11 protein-coding genes and 3 tRNA genes are annotated in these 14,084 nt (G+C 64.6%); 8 read left to right on the plus strand and 6 right to left on the minus strand.

The features are described 5' to 3' along the window. Positions 1-115: 115 nt before the first annotated feature. Together U1703_RS18330 and U1703_RS18335 are read right to left on the minus strand one after the other, a co-directional pair. Entirely contained in the window at positions 116-1,084 is a 969-nt protein-coding gene (locus tag U1703_RS18330; protein ID WP_332786890.1) for a bile acid:sodium symporter family protein, read from the minus strand. Positions 1,085-1,448: 364 nt separating this feature from the next. Further along, on the minus strand, positions 1,449-1,928 hold the full coding sequence (locus U1703_RS18335; RefSeq protein ID WP_332786891.1) for an Lrp/AsnC family transcriptional regulator: 480 nt from the start codon (positions 1,926-1,928) through the stop codon (positions 1,449-1,451). 97 nt (positions 1,929-2,025) lie between these two features. Between U1703_RS18335 and U1703_RS18340 the strand changes: the two genes are divergently transcribed. The 3 genes from U1703_RS18340 (at position 2,026) to U1703_RS18350 (ending at position 6,958) form a co-directional block, all read left to right on the plus strand. Further along, positions 2,026-3,162 carry a PLP-dependent cysteine synthase family protein gene (locus U1703_RS18340; protein WP_332786892.1) on the plus strand — a complete coding sequence of 379 codons (1,137 nt, stop codon included), beginning with the start codon at positions 2,026-2,028 and terminating at the stop codon, positions 3,160-3,162. Next, positions 3,159-5,174 (plus strand): M3 family metallopeptidase, encoded by a 2,016-nt coding sequence (locus U1703_RS18345; RefSeq protein WP_332786893.1) that lies wholly within the window; start codon positions 3,159-3,161, stop codon positions 5,172-5,174. The genes U1703_RS18340 and U1703_RS18345 overlap by 4 nt, the downstream gene beginning before the upstream one ends. Before the next feature lie 74 nt (positions 5,175-5,248). Then, the gene (locus U1703_RS18350) at positions 5,249-6,958 is read left to right on the plus strand and encodes a M61 family metallopeptidase (protein WP_332786894.1); all 1,710 of its coding nucleotides are present in this window, start codon (positions 5,249-5,251) and stop codon (positions 6,956-6,958) included. 59 nt (positions 6,959-7,017) lie between these two features. Here the strand turns inward: U1703_RS18350 and U1703_RS18355 are convergent. From U1703_RS18355 to U1703_RS18365, 3 genes are all read right to left on the minus strand, one after another. After that, positions 7,018-7,093, minus strand: a tRNA-Ala gene (locus U1703_RS18355). A 76-nt stretch (positions 7,094-7,169) separates the two neighbouring features. Continuing rightward, positions 7,170-7,245 (minus strand) — tRNA-Ala (locus U1703_RS18360). Positions 7,246-7,331: 86 nt separating this feature from the next. Beyond that, complete coding sequence (locus U1703_RS18365; RefSeq protein ID WP_042490188.1) at positions 7,332-7,655, minus strand: TIGR02300 family protein; 324 nt, start codon at positions 7,653-7,655, stop codon at positions 7,332-7,334. 94 nt (positions 7,656-7,749) lie between these two features. On the opposite strand from U1703_RS18365, the gene aroA reads away from it, so the two are divergent. The 5 genes from aroA to U1703_RS18390 all read left to right on the plus strand — a co-directional run bounded on the left by aroA (position 7,750) and on the right by U1703_RS18390 (position 12,436). After that, positions 7,750-9,081, plus strand: a complete 1,332-nt coding sequence (aroA, locus tag U1703_RS18370; RefSeq protein ID WP_332786895.1) for a 3-phosphoshikimate 1-carboxyvinyltransferase — start codon at positions 7,750-7,752, stop codon at positions 9,079-9,081. Continuing rightward, on the plus strand, positions 9,078-9,710 hold the full coding sequence (gene cmk / locus U1703_RS18375; protein WP_332786896.1) for a (d)CMP kinase: 633 nt from the start codon (positions 9,078-9,080) through the stop codon (positions 9,708-9,710). The genes aroA and cmk overlap by 4 nt, the downstream gene beginning before the upstream one ends. Before the next feature lie 385 nt (positions 9,711-10,095). Next, positions 10,096-11,805, plus strand: a complete 1,710-nt coding sequence (gene rpsA, locus U1703_RS18380; RefSeq protein WP_056439406.1) for a 30S ribosomal protein S1 — start codon at positions 10,096-10,098, stop codon at positions 11,803-11,805. 148 nt (positions 11,806-11,953) lie between these two features. After that, on the plus strand, positions 11,954-12,241 hold the full coding sequence (locus tag U1703_RS18385; protein ID WP_332786897.1) for an integration host factor subunit beta: 288 nt from the start codon (positions 11,954-11,956) through the stop codon (positions 12,239-12,241). A gap of 111 nt (positions 12,242-12,352) precedes the next feature. Continuing rightward, positions 12,353-12,436: transfer RNA gene (locus U1703_RS18390), tRNA-Leu, on the plus strand. A gap of 65 nt (positions 12,437-12,501) precedes the next feature. On the opposite strand, the gene U1703_RS18395 is transcribed toward U1703_RS18390, so the two are convergent. Next, the gene (locus U1703_RS18395) at positions 12,502-13,671 is read right to left on the minus strand and encodes a tyrosine-type recombinase/integrase (RefSeq protein ID WP_332786898.1); all 1,170 of its coding nucleotides are present in this window, start codon (positions 13,669-13,671) and stop codon (positions 12,502-12,504) included. Between the last annotated feature and the right edge of the window lie 413 nt (positions 13,672-14,084).

Raw genomic sequence — 14,084 nt, forward strand, 5'->3', positions numbered from 1 at the left:
ACCGCTGCGGTGAAACCCCTCTAGGCGGACGTCGCGAACCGGTCAACAACATTTTTCACACCAATGACACTTTTCCTCCAAAACATCGTCACACACCCCCCCTAACTTCCCCAGCTCACTCTTTCGGCCGCTGCTCGCCATAATAGCGCGCGAGCATGGCGCAGGCGATCAGCTGGACCTGGTGAAAGATCATGATCGGCAGCAGGATCACCCCGACCTGCGCCGCCGGAAACAGCACGCCCGCCATGGGCACCCCCGATGCAAGGCTCTTCTTCGAGCCGCAGAACTGAAGGACGATCGCATCCTGCGGCGACAGGCGCATCGCCTTCGCGATCAGAAAGGTCGCCACGAGGACGATCGCAAGTAGCAACAGGCAGAGCAGCATGAGCTGGCCGAGATCGCCTGGCGAGACGCGCGTCCACAGCCCCTCGACCACTGCCGCCCCGAAGGCCGTGTAGACGACCAGCAGGATCGAGCCGCGATCGACGAGGGTCAGCAGGCTTTTGCGGCGCTCGACGAACGCCCCGATCCATGGACGCAGCAGATGCCCCGCCACGAATGGCGCCAGCAACTGCAAGAGGATGCCTTCGATAGAGACGAGCGACACCCCTGCCCCGCCCTTCACATGCATCAGAAGCGCGACCAGCGCCGGGGTCAACACGATGCCGAGCAGGTTGGAAAAGGACGCGCTGCAGATCGCGGCCGCGACATTCCCCCGTGCGATCGCCGTAAAGGCGATCGACGACTGGACCGTCGAAGGCAGCAAAGTGAGGAACAGGATACCATTTGCCCAGGCCGGGTCGAGACCGGGCAGATGCGTCATCCCCAGGCCCAAGGCCGGAAACAACAGGAAGGTCGAGGCAAGGACCGCCAAGTGCAACGGCCAGTTGCGCAACCCCTGCCAGATCGCGTCCCGCGACAGCTTTGCACCATGTAGGAAGAAGAGCAGCACGATGCCCGCATCCGCGAGATACCCCGCGAACACGGCAAATCCGCCACGCGCGGGCAGCAGCGTGGCCAGCAGGACAGTGCCCAACAGGCTGAGCACGAAGGGTTCGAAGACGGAGAAGATGCGCTGGATCATCGGGCGCTCCCTGGTTAGGCCGCGCCGATATGCAAGGCCGGGGAGCCTCGCACCGAAACGCCGCAAGTTCGGCCAGATAGGCCCCGTCGCCCATGAATGCCAATTTCGCGGTCGGCGCGGTGATCGGCAATGGGGATATCGTGGCGGCGCGAATATGGGGCGTAGCGCCGACCCACTGGATGGAGGACAGACAGCGCCCAGCCGCCCCGAGCCGGATCGCGGCCAAAAAAAAGGCCGGTCAAAGGACCGGCCGAAAAGTTTTTAGGAGAGGATGCCTGAAAGGCCCGATCCTTGTGCACCGCAGCAGCGCTTCACGCAATTGCAACGTTGGCAAATACAGTTGCAGCAAACGCAATCGTTACCGCTAACGGGATGGGGGCGGAAGCGGGATCGCGGTGCTGTTCTTGATCTCCTCCATCGCGAAGGCGGCGCTGACATCGACCAGCCGAACACGCTCGATCAGGCGCTTGTAGACCCGGTCATAGGCCTTGATGTCGGCGACGCGGATCTTCAGCAGATAATCGATCTCGCCCGCCATGCGATAAAACTCGACCACCTCGGGCAGGTCGCTGACCGCGCGGGCAAATTCGTTCAGCCAGTCGGCGGAATGCTCGGCCGTCCGCACGCTGACGAAGACCGTCATCGCCGCATCCAGCTTTTCGGGATCGAGCAGCGCGACGCGGCGCAGGATAACGCCTTCCTCCTCCAGGCGACGGATCCGCCGCCAGCATGCATTCTGCGACAGGTTCACGCGCTGGGCGATCTCGGCGACCGGCAGGCTGGCGTCGATCTGCAGTTCCGCCAGGATGGCGGTGTCAATTTTATCGATAGCAGGGCCGATCATTGGGAAATCCTTGACCAATATCGCGCCAGAACTGACGTCTTTGGTGAGATTTCGCAAGGCATCCGGCATATTCTCGGCGTCAGCAAAGGATATGTCCATGTTGTTGACCGCCCCCGCCGCCCGCACAGCAAAGCGCCCTGCCGATATGCTGGGCATCGTCATGGCCGAGCGGCCGGTCGACCAGGATTTTATCGCGAACGCGCTTGCCGTGCTCGATCGCGATCGGCGTCGGGCCCCGGAGACGCCGTTGCTCGCCGTCACCCTGCCCGCCGCGCCGGGTGTCGACCTCTATCTCAAGGACGAGGCGGCGCATCCGACCGGGAGCCTGAAGCATCGCTTGGCGCGTTCGCTTTTCACCAGTGGTATCGTGGCGGGCGTGATCCGGGCGGGGCGCCCGCTGGTCGAGGCATCGTCGGGTTCGACCGCGGTGTCGGAGGCGTATTTCGCGCGGCTGCTCGACCTTCCCTTTCACGCGGTCATGCCGTTGAGCACCGCCCCTGCGAAGATCCGTGCGATCCAGGCGCAGGGCGGGCAGTGCCATCTGGTCAGCCCCGAGCGGCTGTATGACGAAGCGCGCGATCTGGCCGATGCGATGGGCGGGGTCTATCTCGACCAGTTCACTAACGCCGCCCCCGCGACCGACTGGCGCTGCGACAATATCGCCTCGGCGATCCTGACCCAGATGGCGGGCGAGCCGCATGCCGTGCCCGACTGGATCGTCGTCGGTGCAGGCACCGGCGGGACCGCGTCGACCATCGGGCGCCACTGCCGATATCGCGGGCTGCCCACCCGGCTGTGCGTCGCCGATGTCGAGCATAGCGCCTTCTATGCCGGGTATCGTGACCGGGACCCGTCCGCGCGCTGCCCCCGCCCTTCGCGGATCGAGGGTGTCGGCCGCCCGCGGGTCGAGCCGTCCTTCCTGCCGGACGCGGTGGACCGGATGATGAAGCTGCCCGACGCCGTGTCGATCGCGGGTATGCGGATCGCGGGCGACTATCTGGGCCGCCCGGTAGGGCCGTCGACCGGCACCAATTTCGTCGCCGCCGCACTTCTCGCCATGGATATGGCCGCGGCGGGGCGGGCCGGTTCGATCGCGACGCTGATCTGCGACCACGGCGCGCGTTATGCCGATTGTCACCATGATCCGCACTGGCTGGCGCATCAAGGCCTTGCCGAAAGCGTCGACGCTGCCGAGATGACGCTGCGCACGATGTTGCTCAAGGAAGCCGAATGACCACCAACCCCCTTCTCGCCGATACCGACCTTCCCGATTTCGCCGCGATCCGCCCCGAGCATCTGGTGCCCGCCGTCGATCAGATGATCGCGGACGCGCGCGCCGCCGCCGACCGGATCGGCGGTTCGAACGCCAGCGACTTTGCCGATGTCGTGCTGGCCAGCGAGCGGGCCGGCTTTGCGATCGCGCGCGGCTGGTCGCCCGCAGGGCACCTGCACTCGGTCGCCGACACGCCCGAATTGCGCGCCGCCTTTGCCGAGGCCCAGGCCAAACTGGCCGAATATGGCATGGAGGCGGGGCAGGACCCGCGCCTGTTCGCCGCGTTCAACCGGGTCGACCTGAGCCCGCTGACCGAAGCCGAGGCGCGCGCCGTCGTGCTGGCCCGCCGTGACTTCTCCCTGTCCGGCGTCGGCCTGGACGACGCCGCGAAGGCGCGCTTCCGCGAGATCGGGGTCGAGCTCAACCGCCTGACTACCGAATTCGGCAATGCCGTGCTCGATTCGAGCGAGGCGTGGAGCGAGCATGTCACCGACGAGGCGCTGCTGTCCGGCCTGACCGACAATGCCAAGGCGATCCTGGCATCCTATGCTGCCGAAAAGGAACTGGACGGCTGGCTCGTCACGCTGCGCGAACCCAGCGTGCAGGCGATCCTGACCCAGGCGGACGATCGCGATCTGCGCGCCCGCGTCGCCAGGGCCTATGCCACCCGCGCGTCGGATCAGGCCACCGATCCCGCCCATGACAACAGCGCGCGGATCGACCGCATCCTGGAACTGCGCCACGAAGCCGCACGCCTGCTCGGCTTCAACAATGCCGCCGCCCGCTCGGTCGAAACCAAGATGGCCCAGTCGGCGGACGAGGCGCTGGCCTTTCTATCCGATCTCGCCGGGCGCGCACGTCCGTTGGCGGAGCGTGAACTGGCCGAGGCCAGCGCCTATGCCGCCGAGAAATTCGGTATCGCCAAGCTGGAGCCGTGGGATACGGGCTATGTTGCCGAGCATATCCGCCGCGAACGTTTCGGCGTCGATCGCGAGGCGATCCGCGCCTATTTCCCGCTGCCCCGCGTGATGGAGGGCACGACCGCGTTGATCGAGCGGCTCTACGGCATCCGTCTGGTCGAGCGGCAGGGCGTGTCCGTGTGGAACGACGATGTCCGCTATTATGATGTTCAGGACCAGAGCGGCGAGATCGTCGCGGGCGTCTATTGCGACTTCCATGCGCGTGCGGGCAAGCGTGGCGGCGCCTGGATGGATGTCTGCCGTCCGCGCTTCCGCGATGCTGACCGGTTCCACCGGCCGATCGCCTATCTGACCTGCAACTTCCCGCCCGCGACCGGCGACACCCCTGCCCTGCTGGCGCATGGCGATGTCGTCACGCTGCTGCACGAGTTCGGCCATGTGCTGCACCATTTGCTGACCGAGGTCGACCTGCCCTCGATCGGCGGCATTTCGGGCGTCGAGTGGGATGCGGTCGAGCTGCCCAGCCAGTTCATGGAGAATTTCGCGTGGGATCGCGATACGCTCCAGGCGCTGTCCGCGCATGTCGAGACCGGTGAGCCGCTGCCCGACGACCTGTTCGCCAAGATGCTGGCGGCGCGGCGTTTCCAGGCGGGTCTGTTCCTGCTTCGCCAGATCGAGTTCGCGACCTTCGACCTGCGCCTGCACCGGGATTTCGACCCGACGCAGGGCGGCCGGGTGATGGACGTGCTAAACGCGGTACGCGACGAGGTGGCGGTGATCCGCCCGCCCGAATGGAATCGCTTCCCGCACAGCTTCTCCCACATCTTCGCGGGCGGCTATGCGGCGGGCTATTACAGCTATCTGTGGGCCGAACTGCTGTCGGCGGACGCCTTTGCCGCCTTTGCCGAGGAAGGCCAGGTGGCGGGCGACCGTTTCCGCCGCGAGGTGCTGGCACGCGGGGCGAGCCGTCCGGCCGCCGACAATTTCCGCGCCTTCCGCGGCCGCGCCCCCGAACCCGACGCCCTGCTGCGCCATCACGGGCTGGCGGCGTAGATTGAAACAGGGCGGGATCGCCTGGCGGTCCCGCCCACCGTTGCAAGTCGTGGTGCCCCCGTTACGATCGGGATATGCGCTTCATCCTTCTGAGCCTTGTCGCACTCGCGTCATCCACCCACGCCCGGTCATCGTCTGCCCCGGTTCGATATACGCTTCGCCCCGAACGGACCGGGACGGCACTGACCGGTCTGCGGGTCGAGATCCGTTTCCGTGCCGATTCCTCGGGGACCACCGACCTGCATTGGGATAGCGGTTGGGCGGGCGAGAAGCGCCTCTGGCAATGGGCACGCGACATGACGGTTCGGGGCGCAACGCATGTGGAAGCCCAGCCGGACGGGCATTGGCGGATTACCGCGCCACCCGCCGCGCCCCTGACCGCGACGTATCGCATCGTCTCCGCCTATGACCATGATCCCACGGTCGACGATAGCGAGCAGGCTCGGCCCGTAATTCGGCCCGGCTGGTTCTATGCGGTGGGCAACGCGCTTTTCGCCTATCCCGGCATGCGGACGAATGCCCCCGCGACCTTCGACTGGATCGGAGCGCCGGGCATCGGTTTTGCGTCCGACCTCGAACATCTGGCCGGACAGCACCGCAAGGCCAGGCGGGCAGGAACGATCGACGACATCACCGAAAGCATCGTGATCGGCGGCCGGGACCTGCGCCTGTCTCCGGCCCTCGACGGATCCGGTATCCGTATCGCCAGCATCGGCCGCTACGCCTTCGGGCCCGACCAGTTGTCTGCCCTGGCGCGCCGGATCATCCGCGTGGAGCGGGATTTCTGGAAGACCGATCGCCATGCGCCCTTCCTGATCGCCGCAGCCCCGATCATCGCGAGCCGAGTCAGCAGCAGCTATGGCGGAACGGGACGCGGTGACGCCTTTGCGCTCTGGATCGACCAGAAGACCACCACCGAGAATCTGAAATGGCTGTTGGCCCACGAATATTTCCACAGCTGGAATTCCGTCCGGCTGCGCAATCTAAGCGGCGGCCTGGAGCGATCACGCCCCGAATACTGGTTCAGCGAGGGTTTCACCGACTATTATGCGCGCGCCATCCTGCTGCGTGCTGGCCTGATCACCCCCGATCAGTTTGCCGAGCTTTGGAACACCATGTTCGCTCTTTATGCCGGGTCATCGGCACGGGGGATGACCGATGCGCAAACAACGGCGGCATTCTGGCGTGATCCGGCGGCGGAGAAGATGCCCTATCAACGCGGCGCCCTGCTGGCGGCTTTGTGGAATGCCCGGCTGCGCACCCGGCATGACAATCTGGATGCCGTACTTCACGATCAGTTGATCCATGCCCGCTCGGTCAAGGGCACAGCGGTCGCCCTGTTCGGCAAAAGCGCACTGGCACATGGCCTAGACATCGCAGCGGACACACAGCGCTATCTGGCAGAGGGTCAGACCATCCTGCTGCCGCCCGATACCTTCGGCCCCTGCGCCACGATCACGACCGAGGAGCGCCCCGCCTTTTCGCGCGGCTTCGATCCAGACGCAACCAGCGCTGCTGGTAACGTCGCCGCCGGTGTCGATCCGGCCCTGCCCGCCTATGCGGCCGGCCTGCGTGACGGCATGAAGATCCTGGAACGGGTCGAAGGCGAGCCCGGCAACGCGCTGCGCCCCTATGCCCTGCTGGTCGACGACCATGGGACGCAGCGGACAATCCGCTATCTGCCACAGGGGCGGACGCGCGAGACGGTACAACAGATACGGTTGGTCCAACCGATCGCGGCGGGTTGTGCCCGGTCACTGGGTGGAATGGCGAGCGAGCCATGACAAAAGACCGCCCACAGCCTAACCGGGATGGCGGATCATGATCGCAATTTCGAAAAGGATGGTGGAGCCGAGGGGGATCGAACCCCTGACCTCTGCAATGCCATTGCAGCGCTCTCCCAGCTGAGCTACGGCCCCAACGATTTCGGCACGAGCCCGGCGGGATGCGGGTTGGCCTGTCAGCGCATCATGAAATGCGATTGTTCCGGCGGAATGGTGGAGCCGAGGGGGATCGAACCCCTGACCTCTGCAATGCCATTGCAGCGCTCTCCCAGCTGAGCTACGGCCCCATTCCGCTGTGGAGGCAGCCCACTAGCGGGGCCGCCGTGGCTCGGCAAGCACTTTTTTCAAGCACCCGCCGAGCCCGTGGCACGACTTAGTGTTCGTCGTCCTCGCTGGACGTTTCCACGCCCAGATCGTCGTCGCCGCCCAGATCGACTTCATCGTCGGGCGAGGGCTCTTCGTCCTCACCGGTGATGTCCAGATCCTCGTCGTCGCCGCCCGCCAGATCGCTGTCGGCTTCCTTGCTTTCCGGCTTCGCCTGCTCGAACGGCAGGGGCTGCTTGGACTTCAGGATGGGCTCGGGCTCCCACTGCGTCCCGCAATTGATGCAGGTCACGGGGTCGTCCTTTTCGAGGTCGTAGAAACGCGTCGCGCATTTCGGGCACGTACGCTTCGTGCCCCATTCCGGCTTGATCATGCCGTTCATACCTTTCGGATTGGGTTTTCCGCCGGAGCGAAAAGTGGGCGCGCCTTGCCACAGCGCAAGGCCCCTGTCAAAAGCCCGCGCCATCATGGCGCATACCTTTCCCCAGCCTCGCACCGTGCGAGCCGCCGCCGCCCTTCGCGGTACCATCGCCGTTCCGGGCGACAAATCCATCAGCCATCGCTCGCTGATGCTCTCCGCGCTTGCGGTCGGTGAAAGCCGGGTCGAGGGGCTGCTGGAGGGCGAGGACGTGCTCGCCACCGCCGCCGCGATGCGGGCGATGGGCGCCGACATCGTCCGGCAGGATGACGGGGTGTGGGTGATCCACGGCGTCGGCGTCGGCGGGCTGCTCCAGCCCGAAGCCGCGCTCGACATGGGCAATTCGGGCACCTCGACGCGGCTTTTGATGGGTCTGGTCGCCAGCCATCCGATCACCGCGACGTTCGTCGGCGACGCTTCTCTGTCCAAGCGCCCGATGGGCCGCGTGATTGAACCCCTGTCGCAGATGGGCGCGCAGTTCCAGGACACGCCCGGCGGTCGCCTGCCGCTGATGGTCCGGGGTATCAGCCCGGCGGTGCCGATCCGCTACACCCTGCCCGTCGCCTCGGCGCAGGTGAAGTCGGCGATCCTGCTGGCGGGCCTCAACACACCCGGCGAAACCACGGTGATCGAGCCGATCGCCACCCGCGACCATAGCGAGCGGATGCTGGCGGGCTTCGGCGCCGACCTGACCGTCACCCCCTCCCCCGAGGGCCGGATCATCACGATTCGCGGTCAGGCCGAACTCAAGCCGCAAAATATCGTCGTGCCGGGCGATCCGTCGTCGGCGGCCTTCTGGCTGGTCGCGGGCTCGATCGTGCCGGGCGCGGACGTGACGATCACCAATGTCGGCATGAACCCGACCCGCACCGGCATCATCGAAGCGCTCAAGATGATGGGTGCCGACATCACCGAGCTGGACGCCCGTATCGTCGGCGGCGAGCCGGTCGCCGACCTGCGCGTCCGCCATGCAGCGCTGTCGGCGATCGAGGTGCCGCCCGAGCTGACGCCCAGCATGATCGACGAATATCCGGTGCTGTTCGTCGCCGCCGCCTTCGCGACCGGTACGACCATCGCACGCGGCGCGGAAGAGCTGCGCGTCAAGGAATCGGATCGCATTACCGCCATGGCGAACGCGCTCGGTGCGTGCGGCGTCGCTTGCGAAGAATATGAGGACGGCATGGCGGTGACCGGCACCGGCGGCGAACCGATCCCCGGTGGCGCGACGATCGCCACGCTGCTCGATCACCGGATCGCGATGAGCATGACCATCGCCGCCTTGAATGCTCGCGATTCCATCACGCTGGACGATGCCGCGCCTGTCGCGACCAGCTATCCCGTCTTCTTCGACACGCTGGGAAAGCTCGGAGCCATGGCATGATCATCGCCGTCGACGGCCCCGCCGCCAGCGGCAAGGGCACCATCGCCCGTGCGCTCGCCCGGCATTATGGCCTGCCGCATCTCGATACCGGGCTTCTGTATCGCGCCGTCGCCGCCACGGTGCGGCACATGCATCTCGATCCGACACGCGAAGCCGATGCGGTCGCGGCGTGCAGCTTCGACGACAGCCTGCTCGCCGATCCGGCCCTGCGCGATGACGAGACGGGCAAGCTCGCCTCGGTCGTCTCGGTCCATCCGCTGGTCCGCGCCGCTCTGCTGCAGCGGCAGAAGCGTTTCGCGCAACAGCCGGGCGGCGCGATCCTCGACGGGCGCGATATCGGCACGGTCATCGCGCCCGACGCCGACGCCAAGCTGTTCGTGAAGGCCAGCCCGCAGGTTCGCGCCCGGCGGCGACATAACGAGCTGGCCGCCAACGGCTCGACCGCCAGCTTCGAACAGGTGCTGGCCGACATCCGCGCCCGTGACGAACGCGACAGCGGCCGGGCGACGGCCCCGCTTACCCAGGCGGCGGACGCGGCGGCGCTGGATACGTCCAGCCTGACCATCGAGGCGGCGGTCGCCCGCGCGATCCAGTTCGTTGACGCGCAGGTCGCGGCGAAGGGCCGCTAAAGCAATCCTCCCCAGCATGGGGAGGTGGCAGCACGCCAGCGCCGACGGAGGGGGCCAGCCGCTGGAGCTGTCACTTGTGGCACGCTCCCTCCACCACCGCTTCGCGGCGGCCCCCTCCCCGTGGCAGGGAGGATAGCCCTCGCCTTGCGCAAAACCCCGTTTTCGGCTAAAGTGCTCGCGCTCGCGGACCCTGTTCCGCGGAGAGGCTGACGCGGGGCCCTGTCCTCAGCGTCCTTTCCGCATTTGTCGCGGACCGCCGCTTTTCCGTGTTTCAGTCACATCTTCGGGCCTGGTGGCGTCGGCATGGGGTCGGCGCGGCCATCGGCGAAGGTCAGGCACAAATGCCCGGCCGGAGGCGAAAAACTCTCAGGAACTTAACCCTTTTATGGCAACCAACCCCCAGCCCACGCGCGACGATTTCGCGGCGATGCTCGATGACATGTTCGGCGGTGCCGACAGCTTCGAGGGTCGCGTCGTGCATGGCACCGTTACCGCGATCGAAAACGACATGGCCGTCATCGACGTCGGTCTGAAGTCGGAAGGCCGTGTGCCCCTCCGCGAATTCGCTGCCCCCGGCCAGAAGGCCGACCTGAAGGTCGGTGACGAAGTCGAGGTCTATGTCGACCGCGTCGAGAACATGCACGGCGAAGCGATGCTCAGCCGCGACCGCGCGCGCCGCGAGGCCGCCTGGGACAAGCTGGAGCTGGAATTCTCGAAGTCGGCCCGCGTCGAAGGCGTGATCTTCGGCCGCGTGAAGGGTGGCTTCACCGTCGACCTGAACGGCGCCGTGGCGTTCCTGCCCGGCTCGCAGGTCGATATCCGCCCCGTCCGCGACGTCACCCCGCTGATGGACATCCCGCAGCCGTTCCAGATCCTGAAGATGGACCGCAAGCGCGGCAACATCGTCGTGTCGCGTCGCGCGGTCCTGGAAGAGACCCGCGCCGAGCAGCGTTCGGGCCTGATCCAGAGCCTGGCCGAGGGTCAGATCATCGACGGCGTCGTCAAGAACATCACCGATTACGGTGCGTTCGTTGACCTGGGCGGCATCGACGGCCTGCTGCACGTCACCGACCTGTCGTACAAGCGCGTCAATCATCCGTCGGAGATGATCGCGATCGGCGACACCGTGAAGGTGCAGATCATCCGCATCAACAAGGACACGCAGCGCATCTCGCTCGGCATGAAGCAGCTCGAGAGCGATCCGTGGGATGGCGCCGGCGCCAAGTACCCGGTCGGAGCCAAGCTGTCGGGCCGCGTCACGAACATCACCGAATATGGTGCGTTCGTCGAGCTGGAGCCGGGCATCGAAGGCCTGGTCCACGTGTCGGAAATGTCCTGGACCAAGAAGAACGTCCATCCGGGCAAGATCGTGTCGACCTCGCAGGAAGTTGATGTGGTCGTTCTCGAAGTCGATCAGGAAAAGCGCCGCATCAGCCTCGGCCTCAAGCAGGCCCAGGCCAATCCGTGGGAAGCGTTCGCCGCGGCCCATCCGATCGGTTCGACCGTCGAGGGCGAAGTCAAGAACGCGACCGAGTTCGGCCTGTTCATCGGCCTGGACAACGACGTCGACGGCATGGTCCACATGTCGGACATCGCCTGGGGCGTGTCGGGTGAGGATGCCCTCAACCTGCACCGCAAGGGCGAAGTCGTTCAGGCCGTGGTTCTGGACATCGACCCCGAGAAGGAGCGCATCTCGCTCGGCATGAAGCAGCTCGAGCGCGGCGGCCCCGTCGCCGGCGGTGTGGCTGCGGCTGGCGATCGCCTGAACAAGAACCAGGTCGTCACCGTGACCGTCCTCGAAGTCCGCGATGCGGGCCTCGAAGTCCAGGCGGGCGACGATGGTGCGACCGGCTTCATCAAGCGTACCGATCTGGGTCGCGACCGTGACGAGCAGCGCCCCGAGCGCTTCCAGGTCGGCCAGAAGTTCGACGCGATGGTCACCGGCTTCGATCGTTCGAAGAAGCCCACCTTCTCGGTCAAGGCGATGCAGATCGCCGAAGAGAAGCAGGCGGTGGCTCAGTACGGTTCGTCCGATTCGGGCGCGTCGCTGGGCGACATTCTGGGCGAAGCGCTGAAGGCGCGCACCCAGAAGTAAGTCACTGGACCGGGGCATGTTTTTTGACGAAACATGTCCCGGTTTCGGCCAAATTGCCCTGGCCAGTCTCTTAATCGTATAATAAAAATACTTTCAGCAGCGAGAAACACAGGTTAAGAACGGCACGTCTGAAGGTTGGGACTAGACGATGATCCGTTCGGAATTGGTGCAAAAGATCGCTCAGCATAATCCGGGTCTGAACCCCCGCGAAGTCGAACTGATCGTCACGATTTTCTTCGATGAAATCACCAAGCGCCTGGCCGGAGACGGCCGTGTCGAACTGCGTGGCTTCGGCGCCTTTTCCACCCGCGCCCGTGGTGCCCGCACCGGACGCAATCCGCGCACCGGCGAAACCGTCGATGTCAGCGCCAAGCGCGTCCCCTATTTCAAGCCCGGCAAGGAAATGCGCGCGCGCCTGAACGTCGAAGAGGGCTGATTACCCCTCCCTCGTCTCCGGGCCCCGGCTGACGACGAACGTCGCGCTGACCGCTTTATCACGGCTGGTCCCTTGACCTCGGCGACAACCTCGTCTTTTCCTGTGCCGTGCGCGGACGTGGCGAAACCGGTAGACGCTGCCGACTTAAAATCGGCTTCCTATGGAGTGCGGGTTCGAGTCCCGCCGTCCGCACCATGGCTCAACCCACTCTAAAAGCAGCATTATTGCTGCCGCTAGATGGTTGAGCCAAGTGGCGCGAATCAGGCCGCGTGTAATTCTGGTGTAGTCCGCTCGCTAAAGCGCATGTCGATTGCGGTTATCGCAGCGTCGATATGATCGCCATGGATGTGGACATAGCGGAGGACCATAAGCATCGTCTTATGCCCGCTTATCTTCTGAATGGTCGGCAAATCGACCCCTGCCTTCACCAGACGGGTGATGGCGGTGTGCCGCATAACGTGCGGGGTCACCTTCCTAGGGTCCAACCCCGCCCGCTCTACGACACGCAGAAATTGCTTTGCCATGCTTACCCGATGAGGATGCCTCCCCTCGCGGCGATGCGACGGGAAAAGCCATTCAGAACCATTCCGCCGCCCCTCTAAATGAGTGCGGATCATATCGGTAAGCGCTGGGGTAATAGGTTGGTGACGCTCGCCCGCCTTGGCTTCGGGGATGTAAATACGGCGCGACGCAAGGTCGATATCGCAAACGCGAACGCGTACGATTTCCCCATGCCTCATGGCGGTGTTCAGCCCGCACGCGATGAACAGCCAAATCAAGGGGTCCTGGTCAGCAACCGCCGCCGCCATCAGTTTTGCGATTTCGGCATCGGACAGGACTGCGATACGCTTACGGGGTTCCGGCCCCTTCTCGATCTCTGGCACCGCCTCGGGTTTTAGCCACCCCCATTTTACCAACCGCCGAAACAAATGAGACAGGGTAGCCAACTCCCGGTTGACGGTTGCCTGCTTGATGCCGGTTTTAAGGCGTGTGCGCACATATTCCTGCACCAGCGCCCCGGTGATCGCATTCGCCTTATAAGGGCCGAAAAACGGCACGAGGAGCTGGTCAACATGCTGCCGCTTGGCCTTCATGTTCCGCCCACCGCCCTCTTCCAGGCGCTCCATGTACTTCAACGCCTGCTCGCGGAAGGATGGATGCGATTTCCTGCCCTTGGGCAGGTTTAGGCGCTCCTCGCGAGCCTGCGTCCTTAATGCCTCTAAAGCCTCTTCGGCCTGATGCCGCGTAACGCCTTCGCTTTCCCTGCCAATGACACGGTGTATGCGTTGGTTATCAACCATGACGTTGACGCTGTACGTTATATCACCGTTCGCCATGCGTTTGGCAGAGATTCCATGCTCGGACAGTGATTTTCCTGGCCCCAGCACTTTAATAGCTGAGCGGGTAAGCTTTGTGAATCGAATCGCCATGCTTGCGACGCTACATCGCAAGACTAGTTTGAGTCAAACCCCTCAATACCTTGACGCTTGTTTGCGGCACGTAAAGTATTATCTGAAACTTTATTACTATTCTTATCTATAATTTGCTTGTTACACTCAATTTTTTCTGCCTTAACCCGAATCCTTGTCTTGACGTGACACGCACTCAAGATCATATGCGCGCCGCAACGAGGAGCCCAATGATGCCACGGCGAGCTACAATCCAAATTACCGTCCACCCCGACGGGCGTGTGTCGCGCAAAGATGCCGCCGAATATTTGGGCCTGTTGACCTGCTCCCCATTTTCAGGCCACCGATAAGTTAGCTTCGGTGTCCTCATGCCCGTGGCGCGGGCGGTTGGTGAAGTCGGCGGGTGCCATGCCGCCGAGGCTGCTGTGCGGACG

Source organism: Sphingomonas flavida (assembly GCF_036663655.1).
Classification (GTDB): Bacteria; Pseudomonadota; Alphaproteobacteria; order Sphingomonadales; family Sphingomonadaceae; genus Sphingomonas.

What these genes read in the sequence shown, in the direction of transcription:
- U1703_RS18345 (WP_332786893.1), top strand. Translation starts at nt 3,159, where the DNA reads ATGACCACCAACCCCCTTCTCGCCGATACCGACCTTCCCGATTTCGCC.
- aroA (WP_332786895.1), top strand. Translation starts at nt 7,750, where the DNA reads ATGGCGCATACCTTTCCCCAGCCTCGCACCGTGCGAGCCGCCGCCGCC.
- U1703_RS18340 (WP_332786892.1), top strand. Translation starts at nt 2,026, where the DNA reads ATGTTGTTGACCGCCCCCGCCGCCCGCACAGCAAAGCGCCCTGCCGAT.
- rpsA (WP_056439406.1), top strand. Translation starts at nt 10,096, where the DNA reads ATGGCAACCAACCCCCAGCCCACGCGCGACGATTTCGCGGCGATGCTC.
- U1703_RS18335 (WP_332786891.1), bottom strand. Translation starts at nt 1,928, where the DNA reads ATGATCGGCCCTGCTATCGATAAAATTGACACCGCCATCCTGGCGGAA.
- cmk (WP_332786896.1), top strand. Translation starts at nt 9,078, where the DNA reads ATGATCATCGCCGTCGACGGCCCCGCCGCCAGCGGCAAGGGCACCATC.
- U1703_RS18365 (WP_042490188.1), bottom strand. Translation starts at nt 7,655, where the DNA reads ATGATCAAGCCGGAATGGGGCACGAAGCGTACGTGCCCGAAATGCGCG.
- U1703_RS18395 (WP_332786898.1), bottom strand. Translation starts at nt 13,671, where the DNA reads ATGGCGATTCGATTCACAAAGCTTACCCGCTCAGCTATTAAAGTGCTG.
- U1703_RS18350 (WP_332786894.1), top strand. Translation starts at nt 5,249, where the DNA reads ATGCGCTTCATCCTTCTGAGCCTTGTCGCACTCGCGTCATCCACCCAC.
- U1703_RS18385 (WP_332786897.1), top strand. Translation starts at nt 11,954, where the DNA reads ATGATCCGTTCGGAATTGGTGCAAAAGATCGCTCAGCATAATCCGGGT.
- U1703_RS18330 (WP_332786890.1), bottom strand. Translation starts at nt 1,084, where the DNA reads ATGATCCAGCGCATCTTCTCCGTCTTCGAACCCTTCGTGCTCAGCCTG.